The sequence below is a fragment of the Paenibacillus sp. FSL K6-2859 genome (assembly GCF_038008265.1).
Lineage (GTDB): Bacteria > Bacillota > Bacilli > Paenibacillales > Paenibacillaceae > Paenibacillus_AQ > Paenibacillus_AQ nitricinens.
On record NZ_JBBOYU010000001.1, the window covers coordinates 4,601,903 to 4,624,945 of the forward strand.

The window sequence follows — 23,043 nt, forward strand, 5'->3', positions numbered from 1 at the left end:
AATCCCATATAATGTATTATTATTTATAACACAGGAGGGGAATTTCACATGATACATATTGCTATTTGTGATGATGATTTCAAGGCAACAGAATATATGGAGAGATTGATCCTTAACCATCCCATTCAGCAGACCGTAAAGATAGAGGTATCCATATTCTATTCTGGTGAAAGTTTCACGAAAGCCATACAACATGGTTGTCCATTTGATCTTATTTTTATGGATATAGAAATGAAGGGAATAAGCGGAATAACAGCGGGTCATATATTACGGAGAGATTGTGATAATGATAGGGTTCGGTTGATTTACGTATCGAGCCACGAAGAATATCATGTTCAACTATTTGACGTTCAACCTTCCGGTTTTATAAAGAAGCCTATACATAACGAGTCTTTTGAAAAAAAACTACTCTCTATGATTCAGCAAATAAAGGTCAAGCGTCAGCAAAATCAACCAAAATTACTGCCTGTACACCAAAGTGGAACTAAACTACTGATTCCAATCCGTAATATTATGTACTTGGCAAGTGATCGCCGAAAAATCATTTTGCAAACAACGGAAGATCAAACGGAATATTACAGTACTTTATCTATAGAAGAAGGAAAGCTACCTTCGAAGCAGTTTGTGCGGATTCATCAATCGTATCTTGTGAATTTCGATTACATAAAACAAATTCAGGGCAAAAAAATTGTATTAACGAGTGGGGAAGAACTTCCGATTAGCGATAAGCAAAGCACCGTAGTGAAAAAGAGTTATTTGCAATTCAGGGGGAGTCTGCTTGAATAATATTCTACTGGATGAGCTGTTCTATGCCCTCACACTGGCAGCTCTCCCATTTATCATTCATTATTTCTATGATCATTGTTTCCCACGGCTTTGGGAATCCAAAGTAATCCTTTATTCCGTATACACTGCTTATTATATTTTCGTACTCCTCCTTCATAACAGCCCACTTCCAGGCTTATGGATGCTAGGGCTTAATATAGTGGGGATCGTTCTATTGTCCTTTTTGTATAAAGGAAAAATACAATGGCGTATTGGTGCTGCTTTATTTATAGTCGCACTGATTATTCTTTCAGATGCAGCAACTGCACCTGTGTATACGACAAGCGGATACATCTTTACCTTGTTTTTGTCTAAGATTCTGATGTTTATACTGGTACAGATCACGCTTCGTTTTACCAAAGCTTTTGGCGAGGGCAGTCTAAGCAGTTGGTATTGGATCGGGTTGTTCTGCTTTCCGTTTATCAGTATTCTCAGTATTGCAAAATTATCGGGCGAGCTGTCATTGCGGGAATATCCGGCGTTGTATCCGGCCTTGTCCGGAGGAATGCTGTTGATCAACTTCCTGATCATTCTTTTGTGTGATCGTGTATTAACCATACAATCGGCACAGAATAAAAACTACTTGTTGGAACAGCAGAACACCTACTATATGAACCAGTATCTGCTCACGAAAGAAAGGCAGCAAGAAGTCTTTACGTTTCAACATGATTTCAGGAATATCTTGCTCGGCCTGAGGTCTCAATTACAAGCTGGGGAAAAAGAAGCCGGACTGAATGATGTAGATAAGCTTCTTGGAGTAATAGAACTCTCTTCAGGTGAAAGTAATACCGGCTCCATCCTAATCGACTCTATCATTAATTACAAGTCGCAATTTGCCAAAAAGCTGGGTATCTCCTTTCAAACAGATATTAAGATTCCACCTCAGCTTGACCTAGATGCTTATGCATTTAGCATTATTCTAGGGAACACCCTTGATAATGCTATAGAAGCATGCAAGCATCCAGGTGTGACTCAGCCTTATATTAAGTTCCAACTTCATTATCATAAGGGTACTTTATTTATCAGAATACAGAATCCATATCAGCATTCCATACGTACGAATCATTTCGGAGAATTAGCCACAACAAAACGAGACAAGCATTTTCATGGTATCGGTCTAAAAAGCGTAAAGAATGCGGTAGAAGAAATCGGCGGAATATGGGATATTACCTATGAAAACCAAATTTTCCAAGTGGAAATTTGTCTTTTTAACATTGAGATCTTATCAGTTGCAGAAACTGAGCAAAAATGCACCTCCTAGAAAGACATCGGGCCCAGAAGGTTTTCCAATGTTTATTCTAAGGGGTGCATTTCAGTCACAAGTACATCTATTATTTTACTTACGGTTCGATTGTAAATTTAGACGAAAACGAAATACTGCATCTTCACCGTACCACATAGGGAAATTCGTACCCCAGATATTATGGTCTTATAAGCCCGATGGTAATGATCGTATGCCGTTAGTCTAAATATTTCGAATGGGACATCTTGTTCTCAAAATAGAATGAATAGTGGATTTATTTTGAAACATTTTCAAATAGGAGGCCAACGGTTTGAAAAATAAAGAATCATTTGTATTCGTCACAATCCCACTATCCGAGATCAAGAAATTCATTCTTATTGATTTTGTAGCTGGATCGGTCATTTATTTCGCTATAAAGTTTCCCTTACATTCTTTTATAGCCGCCTATGCTGGCAGCATGTTCGGTCCAATACTTATTCGCCAATCCATGAAAATGGTTCAGAATCGCGCTAAAGCTTAAGCCATAAGGAGACAACAATTCATCTCTACTCGATGCAGTTTAGAAATTGTTCAATCTGTTTTTTATGATGCTTATCATGTGGGATAAAACTTCTCAAATACTTGCGAACACTGAACTTCTTGTGGTCTCCATCCTTATATTCCAATTCGCATTCTTCATCCGTTAATCCAGAGACTGCATCTAAAATTCTAGATCTGTAGAGCACAAATTGTTCAATCAAGGTCTGCTTGGATAACAATTTGGCATACTCCCTCGCGTTAGCATTAAATTCGTTAAAATCCAAATGTTTCGTTGTTAATGGTTCTTTCAAAATAATCTGCTTAATAGCACCTTCATAGAAATATTTATCCCATAGCATGAGGTGACAGAGAATATCCTTCACGGTCCATTTACCAGTAGCTATGGGCTTATCCCAATGTTTATCTGGCACCTCTTCTAATGATTTCACGAATGGAATAAGAGACTTAAATTCGAGTATCATTTGCTCCTTTGATTTTAATGCCATAGAAGCTAACCTCCGTGTGAATATAAAATAGAATAGCAAAAATATTATGCAGCAGCATCATCCTTAGAAGCAGTGATTAAATCAGCCTCAGTAGAGTCTGGGTTCAGCCAAATCTCAATCATATCATGAGTACGCTTTACATCATTTTCATCGAGTATATAATACCATTGATCCGTATGTCTTCCTTCCCCTTGGAGCATATGACTCGTTATTTCAGGGGTTCCACCTTCAAGAATTACCTTCTTAGCCAAATCCAAAATAAAATCTGACTTCATATTCGTTTTAAAGTTACTGCCAGCAATTTCGATAATGTTCTGTATATTAAGAATATTATCTATTCTTTTCATCCGATCAAGCGCTGCTTTCAAGAAAATCCGCTGTCTCTCTGTTCTCTTAAAATCAGAATCTTCCCGATATCTTACATACATTAAAGCTTCCTTACCGGAATAGATCGGTTTGTTCGGCTCAATTCTTAGTTTCTCATGATCGGGACTCTTATTCTCTATCACCTTGGTGATTGGAAGCACCACTCCTCCAAGAGCATCTGTAACACCCACAAGCCCATTAAAATTAATCGTAGCATAGTAATCAATTGGCGCATTCAAAAGATTCTTAACGGTATCCACACTCATTTGAGGACCTCCGTAGGAATGTGCCGCATTAATCTTGGTTTCTTTTCTTGCTCCTTTGATATTTTCTGCTCCAATAATTTCTGTATAGGAATCACGGGGAATGGAGACGAGCAGTGCTTTATGGTCTTCAGGTCGAATAACTGTATAAATAATGGAATCAGAAAGCCCGTTTTCTTTGCCACGCTGATCGGTGCCTAGTAGAAGGAGAGAAAAAGGACGGTCTTTATTTTCTATCGTTGGTTGTAATCCTGGTTCTCCGCTGTCTTCTAATGGCACATAGGAGTCCTTAAGGGTGTGTTCAATCGTTGGGGCTACAACATTATTAAACCCAAAAATCATTAATTCTTTACGGAAAATAAAAGATCCCAGTCCAATAATAAGTACGATAGCCATCGAAAAGTACCAAATTTTCATTTTTTTACTGATTTTATTTTTTTTCACTTTCTTTTTCTCGATTCTGCTTAAAGTAAATGAAGCAGATGGATGAGTGCTCTGTTTATTTTTCATTTGGATGAATTACCCTTTCTGTTTATGCGACTTCTCACCATTAATGAACATCACCTTTTATTCCACACAATTACGTTTAAACTTCTATTACTGTTTATGCCTACCCCATTACCTAAATATCCCATAATTATAGACGATCATTGGATCGATAAGTTTCTTTTTATAAGAAATTTTTGAGGCAAAAAAAAAAAAAGACCACATCCTATGAAGGATGGGTCTGCAAAGTTTATTGAGAATACATTAGGTTTTGTTCAGGATCGTATCGATTTCACTTTTCAGTATAAGATACCTGACAACACTTCTCATAATTGGGACTTTGGTTAACTTATGCTGGTCTACATAACTTTTCATTTGATCTTTAGACAGACCAAGTAAACTACCGGCTTCAGACACAGTCAATACTTCCTTGTTGCTTGTAGCGTTAAAGGTTTTCTTCACTTTTAAATTCCAGTCTTCAAACACCTGCACTTACATCCGCCACCTTTCAACTAAGCGAGAAATATAAGACATATAGTATTGTGTGAAACTTATAATTTCTTATATTTAAAAAAATCCCCAAACTATAAGTTTGGGGATTTTTTTCACAACTTTAGAGTTTTACAACATTCTCAGCTTGTTGACCACGATTGCCTTGAACTACGTTAAATTCTACACGTTGTCCTTCATCCAAAGACTTGAATCCGTCACCAGTGATTGCGCTGAAATGTACGAATACGTCTTCTCCACCTTCAACCTCGATAAAACCAAAGCCTTTGTCCGCGTTAAACCATTTCACTGTTCCTGTTTGCATAATATAATTACCACCTTTTTTTAATTTACATGTTATTCTTATCCCAAAAAAATCTCTTACAAAATCTCTAAAAAAATAAAAATTCACATATGGTACAAGGTTATTGTCATCTTAAGAATAACCCTCTACGCTATGTGAATTAGCAGGTAACTACTTTCGATATATTGATTATAGCACATCCGATGCCATCTAGATACCTTTTAGATTATGTAAGAAATGGAAAAACCCTGATCCTTTAGAAAAGAACCGGGTTTCCCACTTACAATTACAACATCTCAATTATTTTAAATCTTAAAATAAGACAATTTATCCAGCAAATCTTGCACCATTGAGCTGAGGGATTCCGTCGAGGCAGTTATCTCTTCCATAGAAGCAAGCTGCTCCTCTGACGCTGCTGCTACACTTTGTGAATCTGCGGAAGCTTCCGATGCAAGATCGGCTAATACTTTGACACTAGCTGAAATCTCCTCTGTACCAGCGGTCATCTGCTGTGCGGCTGCAGATACCTCCTGAATCTGATCTGTAACCTGTGTCATTTCAGCAAGAATCGATGTAAACAAAAGATCACTGTCAGATACACCCTGCACACCGATACGTACTTGTTCATTACCAACGGCCATAGCCTGTGAGGCTTTATTAGTATCTTGGACAACATGTTCGACTAATTCAGTAACTTGTTCGGCAGCTTGTTTCGTTTGATCCGCCAACATCCGTATTTCCGAAGCTACTACAGCAAATCCACGACCTTGTTCACCCACTCTGGATGCTTCAATCGCTGCGTTTAATGCCAATAGATTAGTCTGTTTACTGATACTCGAGATCAGACCAATAATCCCACTAATCTGTACAGATCTTTCACCTAGTCGTTCAATCGCCAGACTCGTCTCGTCCACGGATTGCTTAAGCTCTGTCATCTGGTTCACCGCCATTTGAAGCTGTGCACTGCCTCTCTTCGTTTGATCGGTTACTTCATCGGCAGATGCAGACACCGCTGATGAAGAGTCAGCGATACGTTGCACTCCAACGCTAAGATCGCTCATGGCCAGAGAAGATTCTCCTGCATAACCATTCTGCAGTTGCGCTCCCTCGGCGACTCGTCCAATAGCCACAGCAATCTGTTCAGCAGCTTTCCCTGTCTGTTCAGCGTTCGCTGTCAACTCTTCAGAAGTAGCACCCACTGACATCGACAAGTCAGCTACAAGTCCAAACATTTCTCGAAGCTTATGTGTCATCTGATTAAAATGCGTAGCCATCTTGCCGAATTCATCATTATTTCGAACCTGCAAGGTTTGGGTTAAATCCCCTTGAGACATAAGCTGCAATTTCTCAGATAACATTCGAAGCGGTTTGATCACCATCAACCATAGTTGAAAGCCTACAACTAGTCCTAAAATCGTCATCCCAACTAACATGATAATAAAAGATTCTGTTTTGGCTTGTTCGAAGTCCGCCATAATTGTAGATTTAGGAATGGCTGTCTGGGTATACCATACCTGTTCACTTTTTGGCATTTGGATTGGAACAAAAATTCGGAGCACAGTTTCTCCTTTGGAATTATTGGTATACCCCTGTACACTCTTCCCGTTCTTCACTTGTCTCCACAATGCAGCTTTCTCTTCCGTATCCCCAAAATCTTTAAGTACACTCTGTGGATCATTAGGATTCGCTACATATTTCCCATCATTTGAAATAAGAGCAACATAACCTCCCATAGGTCTATAATTAACCGCTTTTGCCTGAAGCTCTGCTAGCGAGATATCAAATCCCACAGTCCCAAGAAAAGTACCCGAATTGGTTACAATGGGCTGTATAATCGAAATCATCTGCATAGACCCAACAGTTGTCTCATAAGAATACGGTTCAAGATAGATCGGTTTCTTATTTTTTTTAGGTATAAGGTAGTAATCTCCGGTGCCTTCTACTTCGTAATTTTTCGAAGCTTCAATCGTAATTGAACCCTCATTTTTAACAACATAAGGAACAAAACGCCCTGTGTTGTCGTCGTACGGCATTTTATTTATATTAGCCTGATCCTTTTGATCGAAGGCATTCGGCTCCCATAATGTGCTAATACCCAAAATTTCAGGTCTGTTCTCAAGCATAGCCTTCATTGTAGAGATAACATCCTCACGACTTAAGGTCTGATGTTCTCTTGATTCCAGCAACACTTCTGCGAATACCTTAGTTGTTGACTCCATGTCTATCATAGTATTCTGGATGGATTCCGCATAACTTCGTCCGGCAACCTCCGCTTGAAGTTCACCATTCGAAATACTCACATTACGCAGATTTTGCAGATTTGCAACTAAACTAAAGAAAAAGATAACAATGATAACTAAACTTACTACCAGAACAAATTTAACCGTTAAAGAAAGCCTACGATACAACGCCATCTGAACAACTCCACTCTAGGATAATATACCTTATCTTTAATCGACAAAATGCGACTGTCATTTAATAGGTCTTTTTACCTATAATTAAATAATAAAATTTAAAACACCTATCTCTTCAAAAAGTATGTTTAAATAAAAGTAGCCTAACTAAAAAAATCTCAATACAAAGGAGTTCATGCCGATGGAAATATCCTCTTTTTTGTTGCCTAAAGATCAAGTTGCCTATATCACTAACTCACTATCCATGCTGGAAGCCTTAGAACAATTAGAGCAGCACCATTATACGGCTATCCCTATTATTGATAATGAAGGAAAATATGTAGGAACACTTTCGGAAGGTGATCTATTGTGGAAGCTGAAAAACACAGCAGGTCTAACTTTTGACAATATAGGAGAAGTTCCAGTAAGCGATATCCAGAAGCATGTCCATAACGAGAGCGTTCTCATAAATGCCGAAATGGAGGATATGTTGACGCTCGCCGCAGATCAGAATTTTGTTCCTGTGATTGATAAAGAAGGCGTGTTTGTCGGAATTATTCGTCGAAAAGATATCATTGAATACTATACTCGCAACATTACTGATTAATTGATTAGTTGAACAACAAATAGACCTGATCAGCAACATCATGAGAAGATGAAGCTAATCAGGTCTATTTTCCACCCTAAATTATAGTTCAGTCAGGATAATCGTTCCTTGAGGGGTGATAGCTAATGTATGTTCATACTGTGCTGACAGACCGCCGTCAATGGTACGTGCAGTCCAACCATCGGCATCAATCTTTGTTCTATAGCTGCCTGTGTTCAGCATCGGCTCAATGGTAAATACCATCCCCTCTTTAAGACGGGGTCCTCTGCCAGCCGGACCATAGTGAGGTACCTCTGGTGCTTCATGCATTTCTGAACCAATCCCATGGCCAATAAAATCACGCACAACAGAAAAACCATTAGACTCTGCGTAAACTTGAATAGCATGAGCAACATCCCCGATACGGTTGCCTGCAACTGCCTGCTCGATCCCTCGGAATAAAGATTCTTTTGTGGTGTCTAGTAATTTGGTCGCCTGCTCACTAATGTTGCCAATCCCATATGACCAAGCGGAATCTGCCAACCAGCCCTCTAAGTTAACTACCATGTCTATGGTTACTATATCTCCATCTTTAAGTGGTTCCTTCTTCGGAAAGCCATGGCAGATTACATCATTTACAGATGCACAGGTTGCGTACGGATATCCGTTATATCCCTTTTGCTCAGGAGTCGCTCCTTGAGACAGTATAAATTTTTCTGCAAATTCATCAATCTCCCAGGTGGTAATTCCCGGCTGTAGAATTTGCGCAATTTGACGATGACATTCAGCGAGAATTTTTCCCGCCGCACGCATTTTTTCGATCTCTTCCATCGTTTTCATGATAATCATAATATCGCCTCTTCTGTACAGAACACATCACTCTCGGGCAATGGCTCTTCTTTTGTATTTAGTTTCCCCTTTATATTATGAAAGAAAAACACGAGAAATCCAAATCATTATGCAAAAAAATATATTTTTCATACACATTCTAAAAGGAATCCCTTTTTCTAATGAAAATATTAGATCATCTGAGTCCGATAGCATCTTATCCGTCCCACTCAATCTAACTTAGCTCCAATCCACTCGACAACGAGCAACCGTTAAAGTTTAAAACCAAAAAATCAACTAACAAAGAGGTGCCCCAGCAGCCATAATGTAGGCTCCGGGACACCCCTTCAATCTATATTAGATTAGTCATGAAAATTAAGACCTGAGGTAACCGCCTTTACATAACCTGTACGGATTACGAAATCTCCAAAATGCTCACTATGCAGACGTTCTTTCGAATAATGATGAAGAATCGGCTCCAGTGTCTCCAGAATTTCTTTTTCATCTATGTTTTCTTTATACATTTTGTTCAAGCGATCTCCCGTAAAACCTGCTCCCAAGTACATATTATATCTGCCTGGACCTTTACCAATAAACGAGATTTCGCCTAGTGCCGGTCTTGCACACCCATTAGGACAACCTGTCATCCGGATCACGATTTCCTCCTCACGGAGACCAGCTTCATCAAGGACAAGCTCTAGCTTATCAATCAACGAAGGCAAATAACGTTCCGCTTCAGCCATTGCAAGTCCGCAGGTTGGTAGTGCCACACAAGACATTGAACTGCGTCGTAGCGCAGATAGATGAGCTCCATCTGTAAGTCCATGTTGTTTAGCCAGCTCAGCCACTTTTCGCTTTTTGGCAGTGGTTACGTTAGCAATCGTTAAATTCTGATTCGGCGTAAGCCGGAAATCCCCGGTATGAATCTTGGCAATTTCCCGCAGTCCAGTCATCAATGTGTACCCTTCTTGGTCATGAATCCGTCCGCTTTGGATATAAAGCGTCAAATTCCATTTTCCATTGGTACCCTTCACCCAGCCATAGCGGTCTCCATTGTGATCGAAATGGTAATCACGTGCCGCCTCAAGCTGCCATCCGAGTCTTTCATGCAGCTCACCGACAAACCATTCTAAACCGTGGCGGTCAATCGTATACTTGAACCGTGCATTTTTGCGGACAGAACGATTTCCATAGTCCCGCTGAATCGTTACTGTCTTCTCCGCTACATCGATCAATTGATCAGGACGGCAAAAACCAATGATACGGCCAAGCTGAGGATACGTGCTGGTATCGCCATGCGTCATTCCCATACCGCCGCCTACAGAAACGTTGAACCCTACCAGCTTATCATTCTCAAGAATAGCGATGAAGCCTAGATCCTGCGAGAACACATCTACGTCATTTGAAGGGGGTACCGCAAGACCAATCTTGAATTTACGCGGTAAATATACCGGACCATAGATCGGTTCAACTTCTGCACGATCTCCTAAACTATCCACTACCTTTTCACCGTCTAGCCAAATTTCATGGTAAGCGGGAGTTCGTGGGGATAGATGGTCACTAACTTTGCGCGCCCATTCATAGACTTCTGCATGCACCTCAGATTGATAAGGATTCGGATTGCTCATTACGTTACGGTTAACATCCCCACAAGCTGCAAGGGTCGTCATTAGCGTATCATTGATGCTCCGAATGGTCTTCTTTAAGTTCCATTTAAGCACACCATGCATTTGAAATGCCTGTCTTGTAGTTAGACGTAAGGTTCCGTTACCATACTTCTGTGCCAGATCATCCATCACCAGCCATTGTTCCGGTGTAGCTACACCACCAGGGGCAACTACGCGAAGCATAAACTGGAATGCCGGCTCCAGCTTCTGACGTTCCCGTTCATTGCGTAAATCTCTGTCATCCTGCATATAGCTTCCGTGAAATTTTAGCAGCCGATTATCATCTTCAGGTAGACCACCCGTAATCGGATTGCTTAGTGTCTCAACCAATGCACCCCGCAGATAGTTACTCTCCGACTTAATATGCTCTACATCACTAGGAGGCCCGCCGATCGGCTTAACCTTCTCATTGTTTGCCATTGTTGTTATCTCCCCCCGAAGTCATTCGATAACTCCATCTATCCATTAATAGACATCACGCTGGTAACGCTGCGTCTGTTGCATATCTTCCAGATAAGCCGCTGCCGCTTCAGGGCTCAGTCCACCCTCACTCTGAATCACTGTAAGCAGGGCAGAATGAACATCATGCGCCATGTACTTCTCGTCACCGCAAACGTAGATATGAGCACCTTTTTGCAGCCATTCATAAACCTCACGACTCTTTTGCAAAATACGATGTTGTACATATACTTTCTCTTCGGTATCACGTGAGAAGGCTACATCCAGCTTACTTAGAACGCCATCCTTTAGCATTCTCTGCCAATCAGTCTGATAGAGGAAATCTGTTACAAAATGCCGATCCCCATAGAACAGCCAAGATTTCCCTTCCGCTCCCAGCTCTCCACGTTCCTCTAAGAAAGAGCGGAATGGCGCAACACCTGTGCCCGGTCCAATCATGATGATCGGTGCATCCGGATTAGTAGGCAGCTTAAAGTTAGGATTATGCTGAATGTAAATAGGCAGTGTATCCCCCGGTTCTACTCTTTCTGCGCAATGCACTGAGCAGACACCGTAACGTGCCCTACCGTGAGCCTCATAACGTACAGCTCTGACGGTTAGATGAACCTCATCCGGGTTTGCTTTATAACTGCTAGCGATAGAATAAAGGCGTGCAGGAAGCTTCCGCAAAATCGTCACAAAACTGCTGGCTGGACCTTCCCACGGTGAGAAGTCCTGGATCAAATCGAGTAGATCGCGTCCTTGAATATACGCTTTAAGCTCCGAAGCACGATCTGGAGCTAATAACTCACTCAGCTTGTTTGAAGCAGACAGCTTTGCCGCTTGCTCCAGCAAAGGTTTGGTCAATACAGTGATTTCATAATGATGCAGAAGTGCCTCACGTAAGGCTCCTTCATCACCTTTCTTATTAAACGGAACCTTATCATTAGGATTCCAGCCCATAGTATGAATAATAGCGTCCACCAGTTCGGGATGATTCTCTGGATATACTCCCAGTGCATCCCCTGGTTCAAACTGTATATTAGAGCCTTCAAGCGATAGTTCCAAATGGCGAGTCTCCCGGTCCGAGCCGCGTCCGTTCAAATCCAGATTCTCCAGTACCTCTGCTTTAAAAGGATTATTCCGAGTATATAGAGGTTCTTGTGACTCTGCGTCCTCTGCGGCTTGAACTGCTTTTGCAGCAATGGCTGGAGCATTTAAATTTACATTTAATGCACCAATCACACCTTCAAACCATTCGGCAACGGAATCGTCATAATCGAGATCACAATCTACACGTGGACTTAGGCGCTTACCACCAAGTTCTTCTAACCTCTGATCGAACTCTTTACCCGTCTGACAGAAAAATTCATAAGAGGTATCTCCCAGAGCCAGAACTGAAAACCTCAGGTTCTCTAATTGAGGTGCTCTTTTGCTGTAGAGGAACTCATGGAACATCCGTGCATTATCTGGTGGATCACCCTCGCCATGCGTACTGACCAGCAGCAGCAGGTTCTCTACCTTCTTAAGCGCATTAGGCTTAAAGCTGTTCATCGCGGTGAGCGTCACCTGAAATCCTTGCTCTTCCAGCTTGCGGGACAAGCTCCCCGCCAGTCGCTGGCAATTCCCTGTTTGTGAACCAAATAAAATGGTTACTTCACGTGATGCAGCAGGTTGAATCGTAGCGGCAGCGCCGACCTCTGCGGTTCCGACCGTGTTTGATGGCGCTTGAAGTTCAGCACCCACTGGCGCTGCTGCCGCAGTACGCCCAATTGCAGATAAATATCCGCTAAGCCATATTTGCTGTGTCTCCGTTAAGGTTGGTAGAAGACGATTGAGAAGCTCGACTTGGTTCTCGTTAAAGGGACTGTTCGTTACCTGTAGTTGCAACAATATCCACCTCTCCTAAACATGAAATCTGGTTAATATCCGTACCTCTATCTGAGCCTTTTTTAGAACCTCATAAAATCAGGCTATCACAATAATTGTAAACGATCAATCCAGTCGTTTTTACCTAATTAATGGTATTTATTGAAAAAGTATCTATAAAGTACATAAAAACCGATCAAAACAGTATGATTTAAGCTGTTTTGATCGGTTTCATTATAAAAAATGATACTATTTATAAAATATTGTGATAAATAAAAACTATAAATCCTTCTTACTTTCGGGAAATAATACCTCGCCTGCCCCTGTCTTTATCTTCACAATCTCTTCAAGCGTATTCGATAACTCACCAGGCGGATAAGGCTTGGTTAAATACTTCTGTATCACATCATTCAATTGGTTCTTATCCGATTGATCCAGAGCGGAAGAGATTACAATCGGAATATTCTCTGTTCTCGAATCCTCTTTTAGCATTCGGATCAGATCCCATCCGTCCAATTCTTCTCCCAGCATCAAATCAACCACGATCGCAACAAATGGTGTTTTCAAGGCATGGTCAAAAGCTTCCTTCGGATGATAATGATGAGTTACCCTGAAGCCCTTTCCTTTCAGCTCCTCGGATAAAAGCAAAGAAAGGCTGTAATCATCTTCAACGATCATTACATTAGGCTTAAGCTCTTTATCTGCATTCCATTTATTTAGCTCATCCTGCTGTCGGCTTGTGTCCCCATGGAGGATGGGGAGGCTAAACCAAACCGTTGTCCCCTCTCCCTCTACGGAATCAATACCGATGGTTCCCTTTTGTTTCTCAATAATTTCTTTACAGATGGCAAGACCAAGACCTGTTCCGCCAATTCTTTTGGAGGCACTATTATCCACTCTTCTGAATTTTTGAAATAGCTGGCCTATTTGATCCTTAGGAATCCCGAGACCGTTATCTTGAATACGCACAATAATCTGGTCTGGCTCATTATGCAACAGCACTTTGACTTCATTGTTAGTAGGCGAGAACTTGATCGCATTACTTAACAGATTCGTTAGAACTTGAACAATCTTATCCTTGTCCACATCTACTTCCGCATTTAGAGCCTCATCCACCAGAAGCACATGATGTGTGCTGCTAAGCTTATATTGATCGATAACCCCTAGTACAATTTCACTGAGATTCACATGCTCCGTAATATACTGCTGCTTTCCTGACTCCATTCTCTGCAGATCCAGAAAATCATTAATGAGCTCAGTCAACCGCTTCGCTTCTTTATGAATCGTCTCCAGATACTTCAGCTGCTTCTCCGGCTTCATGGTTTTGGACAATAGCAATTCCGTGAATCCTAGTACACTCGACAATGGCGTTCTCAGCTCATGGCTTACTGTACTAACAAGATCGGATTTCATAAGATCCAGCTCGTACTCCCTAGTGATATCTCTGTATACGAACAATGTACCAATCCGGAGCTCACGTCGGAATACAGGAATCGCATAAACATCAATATGCTTCTTGGATTCCGTTCCAATGGAGTATTGCATACTGCTTGACTCCAGAGCATCCTCAGAAATTGCTTGTTCAAAAAACGACCCAAGTTCTTGGTTCTCATTCGAGCGTTCGATGAAATAATCCATCCATTCTTGTCTAGGGATCAAGGTACCTTCGTTCCATTCATAATTCACTATGCTGCAGAGCGCCTTATTCATCTGCAGCATCATGCCATCAGTATTCACGAACTGAATGCCTTCATTTACGTTATTGACGATATCTCGATTCAGCTTCCGTCCATGTTCAATCTCTTCATACATAAACAAACGTTCAATCGCCAGAGCTACGCGGTTCATCATCCCTTGAACCTCATTAATCTCTTCTTTGCTGAAGGAATGTCCAATCCGGGTTCCGCAAAATACAGCTAGAATCTCATCTTCTGCATTCACAACAGTCGTGTAGAAGTCATAACAGTAGACCTCATCCGAAGAGATTCCCTGCTCCGATTGCGTAGCTAAACGCTTAATCAGATAGGTCTTTTCAGTCTTTAAACGATATAACATTTCATTGTTCTCACTATCGAGATAACGCTCAACATTTTCCTGAGGAATCCCTTTAACAGCTGCAATCTTATCTTTTACTAGCAAGAAGAAGCTTGAATCAAAGGAATACAGATGATGCATAAATTCAATAAACTTATCTGCAAATTCATGTTTATCTAACGTGTAGGTAATATCATGATTCAGCTGGTTGTTTAGCTCAAGCATCTTTTTAGTCTGTTCCGTATTTTTCAGCGTCTCAGCAAGCTCTTGCTGCACGCTCTTCATAGAGTTAATATCGTTCGCAATAAGGATGTACTGATAAATTACACCCTCTTCATTCAAGTATGGCACAATCGTCAGATGCAGCCAGATCGGCAATCCGTCTTTGGCTACAATCTGAAGCTCATTGCTCCATACTCCGCCCGTACTTAATTTATTGCTGATTTTTTGGAATTCTTCAGGAGACACATTATAAAGTTCAAAAAGTCTATATGTATAGCCGATAATCTCCGATTTCTTATAGCGGGTATATTCACTTAAGTTCTCATTGGCGTAAGTAAACACACCTTTAGCGGTAAGGATACCGACGGCAGATGACTGATCGAGCGCTTTCATCATGCTCTCAATTTCACTGAGTGAACGTTGCAGCCTATACTGCTGATCCTGAAGCTCATCCTGCTGAGCGTGCAGCTCTTCATTCTGCATCATCAACTCTTCTTCTTTGTCCTGAATACTTCTGGCCATATTTAGAAAAGCATTATAAAGTCGGCCAATTTCATCTTGATGCTTAAGCTTGCCCAGAAGAATTTCCTCACCGGCAGCCAGTGAATGCGTTGCCCCTTCCAGCTTCAGAATAGGGTCAATGAGGTTCTTTAGAATCCGCCAGATCATAAAGGTAAAGAACAACAGAATAATCGCGCTTATAAAAAATGCGATAAAGGTAAATTCATTTGCCTGTTTAATATAATCCATAGCCATAGTATTTAAGGCTTCATCCGAGCGTTTTTTGTACTCTTCCGTATAGCCAAGAAAATCATTCACTGATTTAGTGGTACCATCTGCGGACAGAGCACGCAAAGCCACATAGTCATCTGCCTCAACTAGCCGAATCGCTTCAGGTAACGTTTTATTTTTATACTGGACATAAAAGGCCTTTAGACCATCTCTGAACAAAGCTTCTTCGGGAGATAGATTGAGATTGGAATAGGTATCCAGAATCTTATCAAAGTTAATTAGTCCTACATTCAGGAGCTTTAATTCGTTATCACTTTTAAGAGCGCTGAATCCCCTGGCACGGAAAAACACCTCATTTAAAGCACTCGCCAAATCGGTAATCGTATCCGCCTTATTTTGCAGAATTTCTCGGTCTCTACTTAATTTGTTCTGTTCATCGTTAATGAAAAAGAAAAATACCGAGCCCATAAGGATGATTAAAGCGAAAACAAGCGCAATGATACGAAAATACCTATTTCTGATACTGTGATTAGCGTTACTTCTCTTCGTCACTTAGGATCCCCTCCACAATCTGCAAGAGTTCCATCGGACTAAAGGGTTTGGGCATAAAATAACGTGCTCCTGCTTCAACAGCGCGAAGTCGATCCACATCTTGAGCCTTGGCCGTCAACATTAATATAGCTGTAGTTTTCTTCTTCTCCTCATCCAGCTGCTGAAGCACTTCAATCCCTGTCATTTCCGGCATCATATAATCCAGAATCACCAGATCATAAGGATCCGTTGACAGCTTAGATAGCGCCTCCAACCCATTCTCCGCTGTGTGAATCTCAACATTCTCCAAATCTTCCAATGTATCCTCGATTAACATCCGTAATACTTCTTCATCATCCACTACCATTATTTTTTGCATATTCGCACAATTCCCTTCGTGTTAGAACAAGAATCTATGAGCCAACCGTTCCATTCGGGACAACAGCTCAGGCATATGAACAGGTTTTACTACATAATCATCGGCACCCATCTGCAGGGCATGTACAATATCCGCCTGATTATTTCTCCCTGTCAGCATGATCACTAATATATTCACTTCCGGATATGTCTTGCGAATTCTTTCCAGAACTTCAACACCATCAAGATCCGGCATCACACCATCCAGTAGAATAATATATTTCTCATCTATGGAATACCAATCCGACTGCAAGAAATCCAGCCCATTCGCAAAACTGCTGATATTCACCTCAGCAATATCCTCCGGCTCCCAAGTATCAATCTGATGAGTCACTATTTTTCGAATTAACGCATCATCATCCACAACAATTACATTTAGAACCGAATGCTTTTTAGTCGACGATAAATGGTCCGTGTAGAGTGTAGTCTGATTCCTTCCGGCATCTTTGCTGGCATAGAGAGCCTGGTCTGCTTCCTCTACAATTTTATCGGCAATATTCTCAGCTTCTGTTACCTCTGATATCCCACTCGAGAAGGTCACATGAAAGACTTCATTCTTCGCAAAAAAGTCGGTGGCAGCAAATCGCTCCTGAATACGGTTTATTACTGTCAATGCAGAACTCGCATCCGTATTTGGCAGGAACACAGCAAACTCTTCTCCACCGAAGCGGCAAAAGGTATCTTCCATACGAATCGAACCCTTTACAAGCTCAGACAAGGACTGTAATACCTCATCTCCGATTAGATGACCGTATGTATCATTAATCTTTTTGAAATAGTCCAGATCAATCAGCGCTAAAGAAAACACCCTTTCCGTACGCTTAAAATCGCAAATCAGCTGTTTCATCACTTGATTAAAGTGTTTTCGATTGAACGCACCCGTCAATTCATCCACAATGATGGATTCCTGCCACTCCCGCTTTAACTCAAAGCGGTTTTTAATTAATGCCAGAAATAAATCAATATCTACAGGCTTCGATAAAAAATCCATCACCCCCAGCCTATACGCATGCAATTGCGTCGCTTTGGAGGACTCCCCACTTATAATGATGATTGGAATACGTTCTTTTTTGGCTTTGCCGATAATTTGATTCAAGACCTCAATCCCGCTGATATCAGGCAAAAGAATATCCAGAAGAATTAGATCCGGTTTACTTTCATAAAAAATCTTGAGACCTCGTTCAGCGGATAAGGCAATGCTTACATAATAGTTCTGCTTCTCCAATGATTCTTTTAAATAAGCCACTAATTCTACATCATCATCAATAAGTAAAATATCATTATGTGGGAGCGCATCATCAGTTCCTTTTTTGTCTAACGTCTTAACTGAACCTAGAGAAACCGATGAATCTTGGTTAAACAGTGGAATAAGCGGATACAAATAATCGCCCCACTCTTCAAAAGACCAGCTCTTAAGGCTACTTTCCATGAAATAGGGCAACGTTGCATCGGCAAACTGTTCAACTTCTTGTAACCCCACTGTTCCTGCCGTACCTTTCAAATTATGCAAAAAACGATAAATGTCCTTCTCGTTAACTTCCGACAGTTCCGACCATTCCTGGAGGGTTTGTTTGGTCCGCTCTTCAACCATATCTTTATATTTTTGTGTAGTCATATTTACTCCTTCAGAGTATCGTATCAATCTCTCACTTCATCATATTTTTCATATACTGTCAATCGAATTTTCTTTAAATTCACAGGACTTTATATAAAAATGATCAAACTGACAAAAAACCTTTGGTTGAAGCTTGCTTCAGCATTTGTAATAATGATTGGAATGGTTCATTCCGTTTACACGGCGTAATCACCATATACAAAGGGAGGCTGTATTTATGAAGGGGATTATTACTGTATTAGGAAAAGACAAAGTAGGGATTATCGCCAAGGTATGTACATATCTGGCCGAGCACAATTTGAACATTCTGGATATTTCTCAGACGATTGTACAAGATTATTTCAATATGATGATGATTGTAGACATTTCTGGCGCGACTAAAGCATTTGAGGATATTGTTGAGGATTTGCATTTGATCGGAGAAGCGATCGGCGTGGAAATCAAGCTTCAGCATGAGGATATTTTTAATATTATGCACCGCATTTAGGAGGATGACCATGATATCACTGGTGGAAGTACAAGAAACGAATAAAATGATCCGTGAAATGAATCTGGATGTACGTACCATAACGATGGGAATCAGCCTCATGGATTGTGCGCATACAGATATGAGAACTTTTAACCAAAACGTATACGACAAAATCACTAGATCCGCTGAGAAGCTCGTCAAAACAGGTGAAGATCTGGAAAGACAATTCGGTGTACCCATTGTTAATAAACGGATTTCTGTGACCCCTATTGCTATTGCTGCTGGCGCCGTGAAGACGGATACGTATGTGCCTGTAGCGGAAATTTTGGACAAGGCTGCCAAAGAAGTTGGCGTTAACTTTATTGGTGGCTTCTCTGCGCTTGTGCAAAAAGGGTGCACCAAAGGTGACCGTATTCTAATCGACAGCATCCCAGAAGCACTAGCAGTTACTGAAAGAGTCTGTTCATCCGTCAATGTCGGCTCTTCCAGAAGTGGAATCAATATGGATGCTGTGAAATTAATGGGTGATATCATTATTCAAACTGCGGAACGCACCAAGGATCGGGATTCCATCGGCTGTGCTAAGCTGGTTGTCTTCTGTAATGCTGTCGAGGACAATCCTTTTATGGCTGGAGCCTTTCATGGGGTTGGTGAACGGGAATGTGTCATCAACGTTGGTGTCAGTGGCCCAGGTGTAATCAAGCGTGCATTAGAGGAAGTAAAGGGGCAGGACTTCGAAACCTTATGTGAAACGATCAAACGGACTGCGTTTAAAGTTACGCGTGTGGGACAACTAGTTGCGCAGGAAGCATCGAAACGGATGAACGTGCCTTTTGGGATTATCGATTTATCTCTGGCTCCAACACCAGAAATTGGGGATTCCATTGCAGAGATCTTTCAAGTCATGGGTCTGGAAGAAGCTGGCGCACCAGGAACAACAGCCGCTCTGGCGATTCTAAATGACAATGTTAAAAAAGGTGGCGTTATGGCCTCCTCCTATGTTGGCGGACTCAGTGGAGCCTTTATTCCGGTTAGTGAAGATCACGGAATGATTCAAGCCGTACAGCGTGGTGCTCTTACGCTCGAAAAGCTAGAAGCCATGACCTGTGTATGTTCTGTAGGACTGGACATGATTGCTATTCCGGGAAGTACCACCAAAGAGACGATCTCTGGCATCATCGCCGATGAAGCTGCTATCGGAATGGTCAATAACAAAACAACCGCTGTTCGCGTCATTCCTGTTATTGGCAAGGATGTAGGCGAAATTGTAGAATTTGGCGGCCTCCTTGGATATGCGCCTGTCATGGCTGTTAACGGCTTTAATTGCGCCAATTTCGTTAACCGAGGTGGACGAATTCCTGCTCCAATTCACAGCTTTAAGAATTAATAGAAACCTCAAACAGCAAGTCCCTATTTGTACCTAGGCGACTTGCTGTTTTTTTATTGTTCATAGCCTGAAGATGTTAATGTTATCAGATTTAAGCCCGCTGGATCCCAATATTAGGTGTTCCCCCGGTCAAATCGATAAATAATACATAGTCATTTCCATCCGTGCCCTTCAGCACGAGTCCTGTCTGACTTACAACTCCCATAGCGAAATATCTGACTTCTTGAAGGCTCGTAGGGGCTGAAACTGGTGACAAAGCCTGATTCACCGCGATCAAACGGGTCGCAGTTTTGATGGTGCCTGCACCGCTAATTTCACCGGTAACCCCCAAATGACCGAGCAGGGACTGACTGCCGTTCACCTGAAGGCTTCCCATAATGGTCTGACTACCATTTAATTGCAAGTCTAAATCGATAGTCTCATTCCCGTTGACATGCAGATCATTTTGAATGGTCTGACTTCCTGTAACAAGAATATTATCGAAGGTTGGCAAGACGATCATCCCTTTCAGGTTTTATAGTATATCTTATGTTAGACAAGACAATCCGGTCATAGATAGATATACATCTTTTACTAAATCCGCTTTTTCCTTCAAGATTCAGATTAATGGTCTTATACCTAAAGTCAAATGAACCCCCTACACATATAATGATTAGCAAGACTAGGTGCTAGAGCGAACGACTGGCTCCAATGAATACAGGAGGAATTATGAAGAAGACAGCTACTAGGCTCACTCCTCAATTGCCCTCAACTCACGAAGTCTCCATCAGCCAAGTTCATCAATCGCAACACCATAATCTCATTCTCGAGAACTCTTATAGAACGGAATCCATAACACGGGAACTAAAACAATTAAGAGTATTGCTTCTGATCCCCTCAGAGATAAGTGAAAAAATGCCTAATGTACGACTTTTTAAAGATCAGCTAAGGCATCTGGTCAAAGAAGTGCTTGCCATTAAGCTACATCATAATCTGGAAGAATATTTAGCCCAGTATCAGCCTGATCTGATATTGGCCTTGGGATCAGAGTCCCTGTTCCCTGAGGAGAATATTCCTGCCCTCAAAGCTTATAACGCTCCTAAGGCCGTATGGATGGCAGACACGACCTGCCTTACCCGAACAGAACGTAATCTAGCGCTATTATTCGATTATATTTTCACACAGAACATAGCTAATCTAATCTATTATCAAGGTTTACGGGAGAAACATTCTAGCTACCTCCCTTATGCTCCAGATACAGACCTCTATTACCCAAGACGTGTAGAGAAATGTTACCACAGTGACGTACTCATTCTCGGCCATTTTCAAATGAATAATGTTCTGGACACCCTAGCTCATTCAGAACTACTTCATGGCCTCAAGATAATGACCATTGGTAGCGGGTGGGAGCCTACCAAAAATTTCATAGACATCACCTACGATAAAGCAGAAATGTCTAACTATTATAACGGAGCAAGGATCGTCATCAATTGCACAGGTTCTGTGCAGCAAATTATGGAGGTCTCTGCTTGCGGCGTATTTCAGTTCGTGGAAGACCATCCCCATCTTCAAAGTTACCCCATTGCAGAAGAAAGTCTTATTCGTTTCCAGAACTTTAAAGAGCTCTCTGAGAGCTTCAGGTACTATATTGCTCATAGTGATGAAAGGAGAAGTTCGGCCTCTCGTGCTCTAAAGGAAGTAAAGTACAATTATTCCTATCTTCAGCAGGGAAAGCTGCTGCTCAAAAAAATATTCACGGAGCCATAGGGGGTGATCTGACTTGAAATGCATCGCTTTTGTATTGCCTCAGTTTCATCAGATAACAGAGAACGATTCCTGGTGGGGAGAGGGATTTACAGAATGGACAAATGTCAGGAAGGCTACAGCCCTTTATCCTGAACATGATCAACCGAAAAAACCATTAAATAATAACTACTACGATTTAACGGACCCTAAAGTGAAACAATGGCAGGCTGAAACTGCAAAAGCTCATGGCATTTACGGGTTTTGTTATTATCACTATTGGTTCAATGGCAGGCGACTTCTGGAACAACCGGTTCAGCAGATTCTTGCCAGCAAAGAGCCTGACTTCCCCTTTTGTCTGTCTTGGGCTAACGAACCTTGGACACGAAGCTGGGATGGCACTGAAGAAGATGTCTTGATGCCACAGGAATATGGAGAAGAACGGGATTGGCGAATGCATTTTTATACTTTACTCGAGGCTTTCCAAGATGAACGATATATTTGCGTAGACGGCAAACCAGTATTTATTATCTATAGATCCTCCAGCATCCCTCGGTGTGATGAAATGCTTCAATGTTGGCGTGATTTAGCTCAGCAAAACGGACTTAAGGGCCTTCATCTTGTCCGGACACTGGGCGGATTCCCCCTAATGACAGAGCACGGGTTCGACGCCAGTCTAGAATTCGAGCCTCACTACACATTCGCACATGGCGGTGTAAAGCACTTATGGAGTTCCAAGCAGGTGGAGGATCAAAAGCATATTGTCATTGATTATGATGAATTATGGGAATCTATGTTAGAACGGACACCTCATAGAGATGGGGAAATTATATATCCGGGAGCATTTGTCAACTGGGATAATACACCACGTAAAGGTGCTGCCGGACAAAGTACTTTAGGTGCAAATCCTCACAAATTCGGTCAATATCTGTCTCGACAAATTGAGAGGACCAAGAAGATGTTCAAAAGTGATTTTATTTATATTAACGCTTGGAACGAGTGGGCTGAGGGTGCCTATTTAGAACCGGATGATCAGTATCGGTATCAATACTTGCAAGCCGTTAAGAAAGCCCTTCAATCTCCTCACAAAGAAGATCCTTCCACGCCGTAGCGTCAGAAGGATCTTCTTCTT

20 protein-coding genes are annotated in these 23,043 nt (G+C 41.5%); 8 read left to right on the forward strand and 12 right to left on the reverse strand.

From position 1 onward, the window contains the following. Positions 1-48 precede the first annotated feature (48 nt). The 3 genes from MHB64_RS20615 (at position 49) to MHB64_RS20625 (ending at position 2,588) form a co-directional block, all read left to right on the forward strand. Positions 49-786: a LytR/AlgR family response regulator transcription factor gene (locus MHB64_RS20615; protein ID WP_094870205.1), complete on the forward strand. Its 738-nt coding sequence runs from the start codon at positions 49-51 to the stop codon at positions 784-786. Next, complete coding sequence (locus MHB64_RS20620; protein WP_280786543.1) at positions 779-2,086, forward strand: ATP-binding protein; 1,308 nt, start codon at positions 779-781, stop codon at positions 2,084-2,086. The genes MHB64_RS20615 and MHB64_RS20620 overlap by 8 nt, the downstream gene beginning before the upstream one ends. Before the next feature lie 292 nt (positions 2,087-2,378). Further along, positions 2,379-2,588 carry a hypothetical protein gene (locus MHB64_RS20625; RefSeq protein ID WP_094870207.1) on the forward strand — a complete coding sequence of 70 codons (210 nt, stop codon included), beginning with the start codon at positions 2,379-2,381 and terminating at the stop codon, positions 2,586-2,588. A gap of 25 nt (positions 2,589-2,613) precedes the next feature. Here MHB64_RS20625 and MHB64_RS20630 read toward each other — a convergent pair whose 3' ends face one another. The 5 genes from MHB64_RS20630 to MHB64_RS20650 form a co-directional block, all read right to left on the reverse strand. Then, entirely contained in the window at positions 2,614-3,093 is a 480-nt protein-coding gene (locus MHB64_RS20630; protein ID WP_094870208.1) for a DinB family protein, read from the reverse strand. Between the two features lie 44 nt (positions 3,094-3,137). Further along, complete coding sequence (locus tag MHB64_RS20635) at positions 3,138-4,232, reverse strand: LCP family protein (protein WP_094870209.1); 1,095 nt, start codon at positions 4,230-4,232, stop codon at positions 3,138-3,140. Positions 4,233-4,472: 240 nt separating this feature from the next. After that, positions 4,473-4,700 (reverse strand): helix-turn-helix domain-containing protein, encoded by a 228-nt coding sequence (locus tag MHB64_RS20640; protein WP_094870210.1) that lies wholly within the window; start codon positions 4,698-4,700, stop codon positions 4,473-4,475. Positions 4,701-4,821: 121 nt separating this feature from the next. Then, the gene (locus MHB64_RS20645; protein WP_036685790.1) at positions 4,822-5,022 is read right to left on the reverse strand and encodes a cold-shock protein; all 201 of its coding nucleotides are present in this window, start codon (positions 5,020-5,022) and stop codon (positions 4,822-4,824) included. 284 nt (positions 5,023-5,306) lie between these two features. Then, positions 5,307-7,415 carry a methyl-accepting chemotaxis protein gene (locus MHB64_RS20650; protein ID WP_094870211.1) on the reverse strand — a complete coding sequence of 703 codons (2,109 nt, stop codon included), beginning with the start codon at positions 7,413-7,415 and terminating at the stop codon, positions 5,307-5,309. Positions 7,416-7,596: 181 nt separating this feature from the next. Between MHB64_RS20650 and MHB64_RS20655 the strand changes: the two genes are divergently transcribed. Continuing rightward, entirely contained in the window at positions 7,597-8,001 is a 405-nt protein-coding gene (locus MHB64_RS20655; RefSeq protein ID WP_042189973.1) for a CBS domain-containing protein, read from the forward strand. An 81-nt stretch (positions 8,002-8,082) separates the two neighbouring features. Here MHB64_RS20655 and map read toward each other — a convergent pair whose 3' ends face one another. The 6 genes from map to MHB64_RS20685 all read right to left on the reverse strand — a co-directional run bounded on the left by map (position 8,083) and on the right by MHB64_RS20685 (position 18,333). Further along, positions 8,083-8,829 carry a type I methionyl aminopeptidase gene (gene map, locus MHB64_RS20660; RefSeq protein WP_094870212.1) on the reverse strand — a complete coding sequence of 249 codons (747 nt, stop codon included), beginning with the start codon at positions 8,827-8,829 and terminating at the stop codon, positions 8,083-8,085. Between the two features lie 341 nt (positions 8,830-9,170). Continuing rightward, positions 9,171-10,895 carry an assimilatory sulfite reductase (NADPH) hemoprotein subunit gene (gene cysI / locus MHB64_RS20665; RefSeq protein WP_094870213.1) on the reverse strand — a complete coding sequence of 575 codons (1,725 nt, stop codon included), beginning with the start codon at positions 10,893-10,895 and terminating at the stop codon, positions 9,171-9,173. Between the two features lie 45 nt (positions 10,896-10,940). Next, positions 10,941-12,803 (reverse strand): assimilatory sulfite reductase (NADPH) flavoprotein subunit, encoded by a 1,863-nt coding sequence (locus tag MHB64_RS20670; RefSeq protein WP_341136107.1) that lies wholly within the window; start codon positions 12,801-12,803, stop codon positions 10,941-10,943. Positions 12,804-13,061: 258 nt separating this feature from the next. Then, complete coding sequence (locus MHB64_RS20675) at positions 13,062-16,322, reverse strand: ATP-binding protein (protein ID WP_094870214.1); 3,261 nt, start codon at positions 16,320-16,322, stop codon at positions 13,062-13,064. Further along, positions 16,306-16,680: a response regulator transcription factor gene (locus MHB64_RS20680; protein ID WP_094870215.1), complete on the reverse strand. Its 375-nt coding sequence runs from the start codon at positions 16,678-16,680 to the stop codon at positions 16,306-16,308. The genes MHB64_RS20675 and MHB64_RS20680 overlap by 17 nt, the downstream gene beginning before the upstream one ends. Positions 16,681-16,701: 21 nt before the next feature. After that, a complete protein-coding gene (locus MHB64_RS20685; protein ID WP_341135289.1) occupies positions 16,702-18,333 on the reverse strand; it encodes a diguanylate cyclase in 1,632 nt (543 codons plus the stop codon). Between the two features lie 217 nt (positions 18,334-18,550). Between MHB64_RS20685 and MHB64_RS20690 the strand changes: the two genes are divergently transcribed. Then, positions 18,551-18,820, forward strand: coding sequence for an ACT domain-containing protein (locus MHB64_RS20690; RefSeq protein ID WP_042189980.1), 270 nt, complete (start codon positions 18,551-18,553; stop codon positions 18,818-18,820). Between the two features lie 13 nt (positions 18,821-18,833). After that, a complete protein-coding gene (locus MHB64_RS20695) occupies positions 18,834-20,189 on the forward strand; it encodes a PFL family protein (RefSeq protein ID WP_256989813.1) in 1,356 nt (451 codons plus the stop codon). A 91-nt stretch (positions 20,190-20,280) separates the two neighbouring features. Here MHB64_RS20695 and MHB64_RS20700 read toward each other — a convergent pair whose 3' ends face one another. Next, positions 20,281-20,691: a hypothetical protein gene (locus MHB64_RS20700; protein ID WP_341135290.1), complete on the reverse strand. Its 411-nt coding sequence runs from the start codon at positions 20,689-20,691 to the stop codon at positions 20,281-20,283. 206 nt (positions 20,692-20,897) lie between these two features. Here MHB64_RS20700 and MHB64_RS20705 point away from each other — a divergent pair, with 206 nt between their 5' ends. Together MHB64_RS20705 and MHB64_RS20710 are read left to right on the forward strand one after the other, a co-directional pair. After that, positions 20,898-21,935, forward strand: coding sequence for a glycosyltransferase family protein (locus tag MHB64_RS20705; RefSeq protein ID WP_179281589.1), 1,038 nt, complete (start codon positions 20,898-20,900; stop codon positions 21,933-21,935). Positions 21,936-21,948: 13 nt separating this feature from the next. Beyond that, positions 21,949-23,022: a glycosyltransferase WbsX family protein gene (locus tag MHB64_RS20710; RefSeq protein WP_094870220.1), complete on the forward strand. Its 1,074-nt coding sequence runs from the start codon at positions 21,949-21,951 to the stop codon at positions 23,020-23,022. The last annotated feature ends 21 nt before the right edge of the window (positions 23,023-23,043 follow it).

Coding starts and splice junctions, on each gene's coding strand:
- MHB64_RS20630 (WP_094870208.1), bottom strand. CDS start 3,093: ATGGCATTAAAATCAAAGGAGCAAATGATACTCGAATTTAAGTCTCTT.
- MHB64_RS20685 (WP_341135289.1), bottom strand. CDS start 18,333: ATGACTACACAAAAATATAAAGATATGGTTGAAGAGCGGACCAAACAA.
- MHB64_RS20690 (WP_042189980.1), top strand. CDS start 18,551: ATGAAGGGGATTATTACTGTATTAGGAAAAGACAAAGTAGGGATTATC.
- MHB64_RS20615 (WP_094870205.1), top strand. CDS start 49: ATGATACATATTGCTATTTGTGATGATGATTTCAAGGCAACAGAATAT.
- MHB64_RS20650 (WP_094870211.1), bottom strand. CDS start 7,415: ATGGCGTTGTATCGTAGGCTTTCTTTAACGGTTAAATTTGTTCTGGTA.
- MHB64_RS20705 (WP_179281589.1), top strand. CDS start 20,898: ATGAAGAAGACAGCTACTAGGCTCACTCCTCAATTGCCCTCAACTCAC.
- map (WP_094870212.1), bottom strand. CDS start 8,829: ATGATTATCATGAAAACGATGGAAGAGATCGAAAAAATGCGTGCGGCG.
- MHB64_RS20700 (WP_341135290.1), bottom strand. CDS start 20,691: ATGATCGTCTTGCCAACCTTCGATAATATTCTTGTTACAGGAAGTCAG.
- MHB64_RS20680 (WP_094870215.1), bottom strand. CDS start 16,680: ATGCAAAAAATAATGGTAGTGGATGATGAAGAAGTATTACGGATGTTA.
- cysI (WP_094870213.1), bottom strand. CDS start 10,895: ATGGCAAACAATGAGAAGGTTAAGCCGATCGGCGGGCCTCCTAGTGAT.
- MHB64_RS20645 (WP_036685790.1), bottom strand. CDS start 5,022: ATGCAAACAGGAACAGTGAAATGGTTTAACGCGGACAAAGGCTTTGGT.
- MHB64_RS20655 (WP_042189973.1), top strand. CDS start 7,597: ATGGAAATATCCTCTTTTTTGTTGCCTAAAGATCAAGTTGCCTATATC.
- MHB64_RS20635 (WP_094870209.1), bottom strand. CDS start 4,232: ATGAAAAATAAACAGAGCACTCATCCATCTGCTTCATTTACTTTAAGC.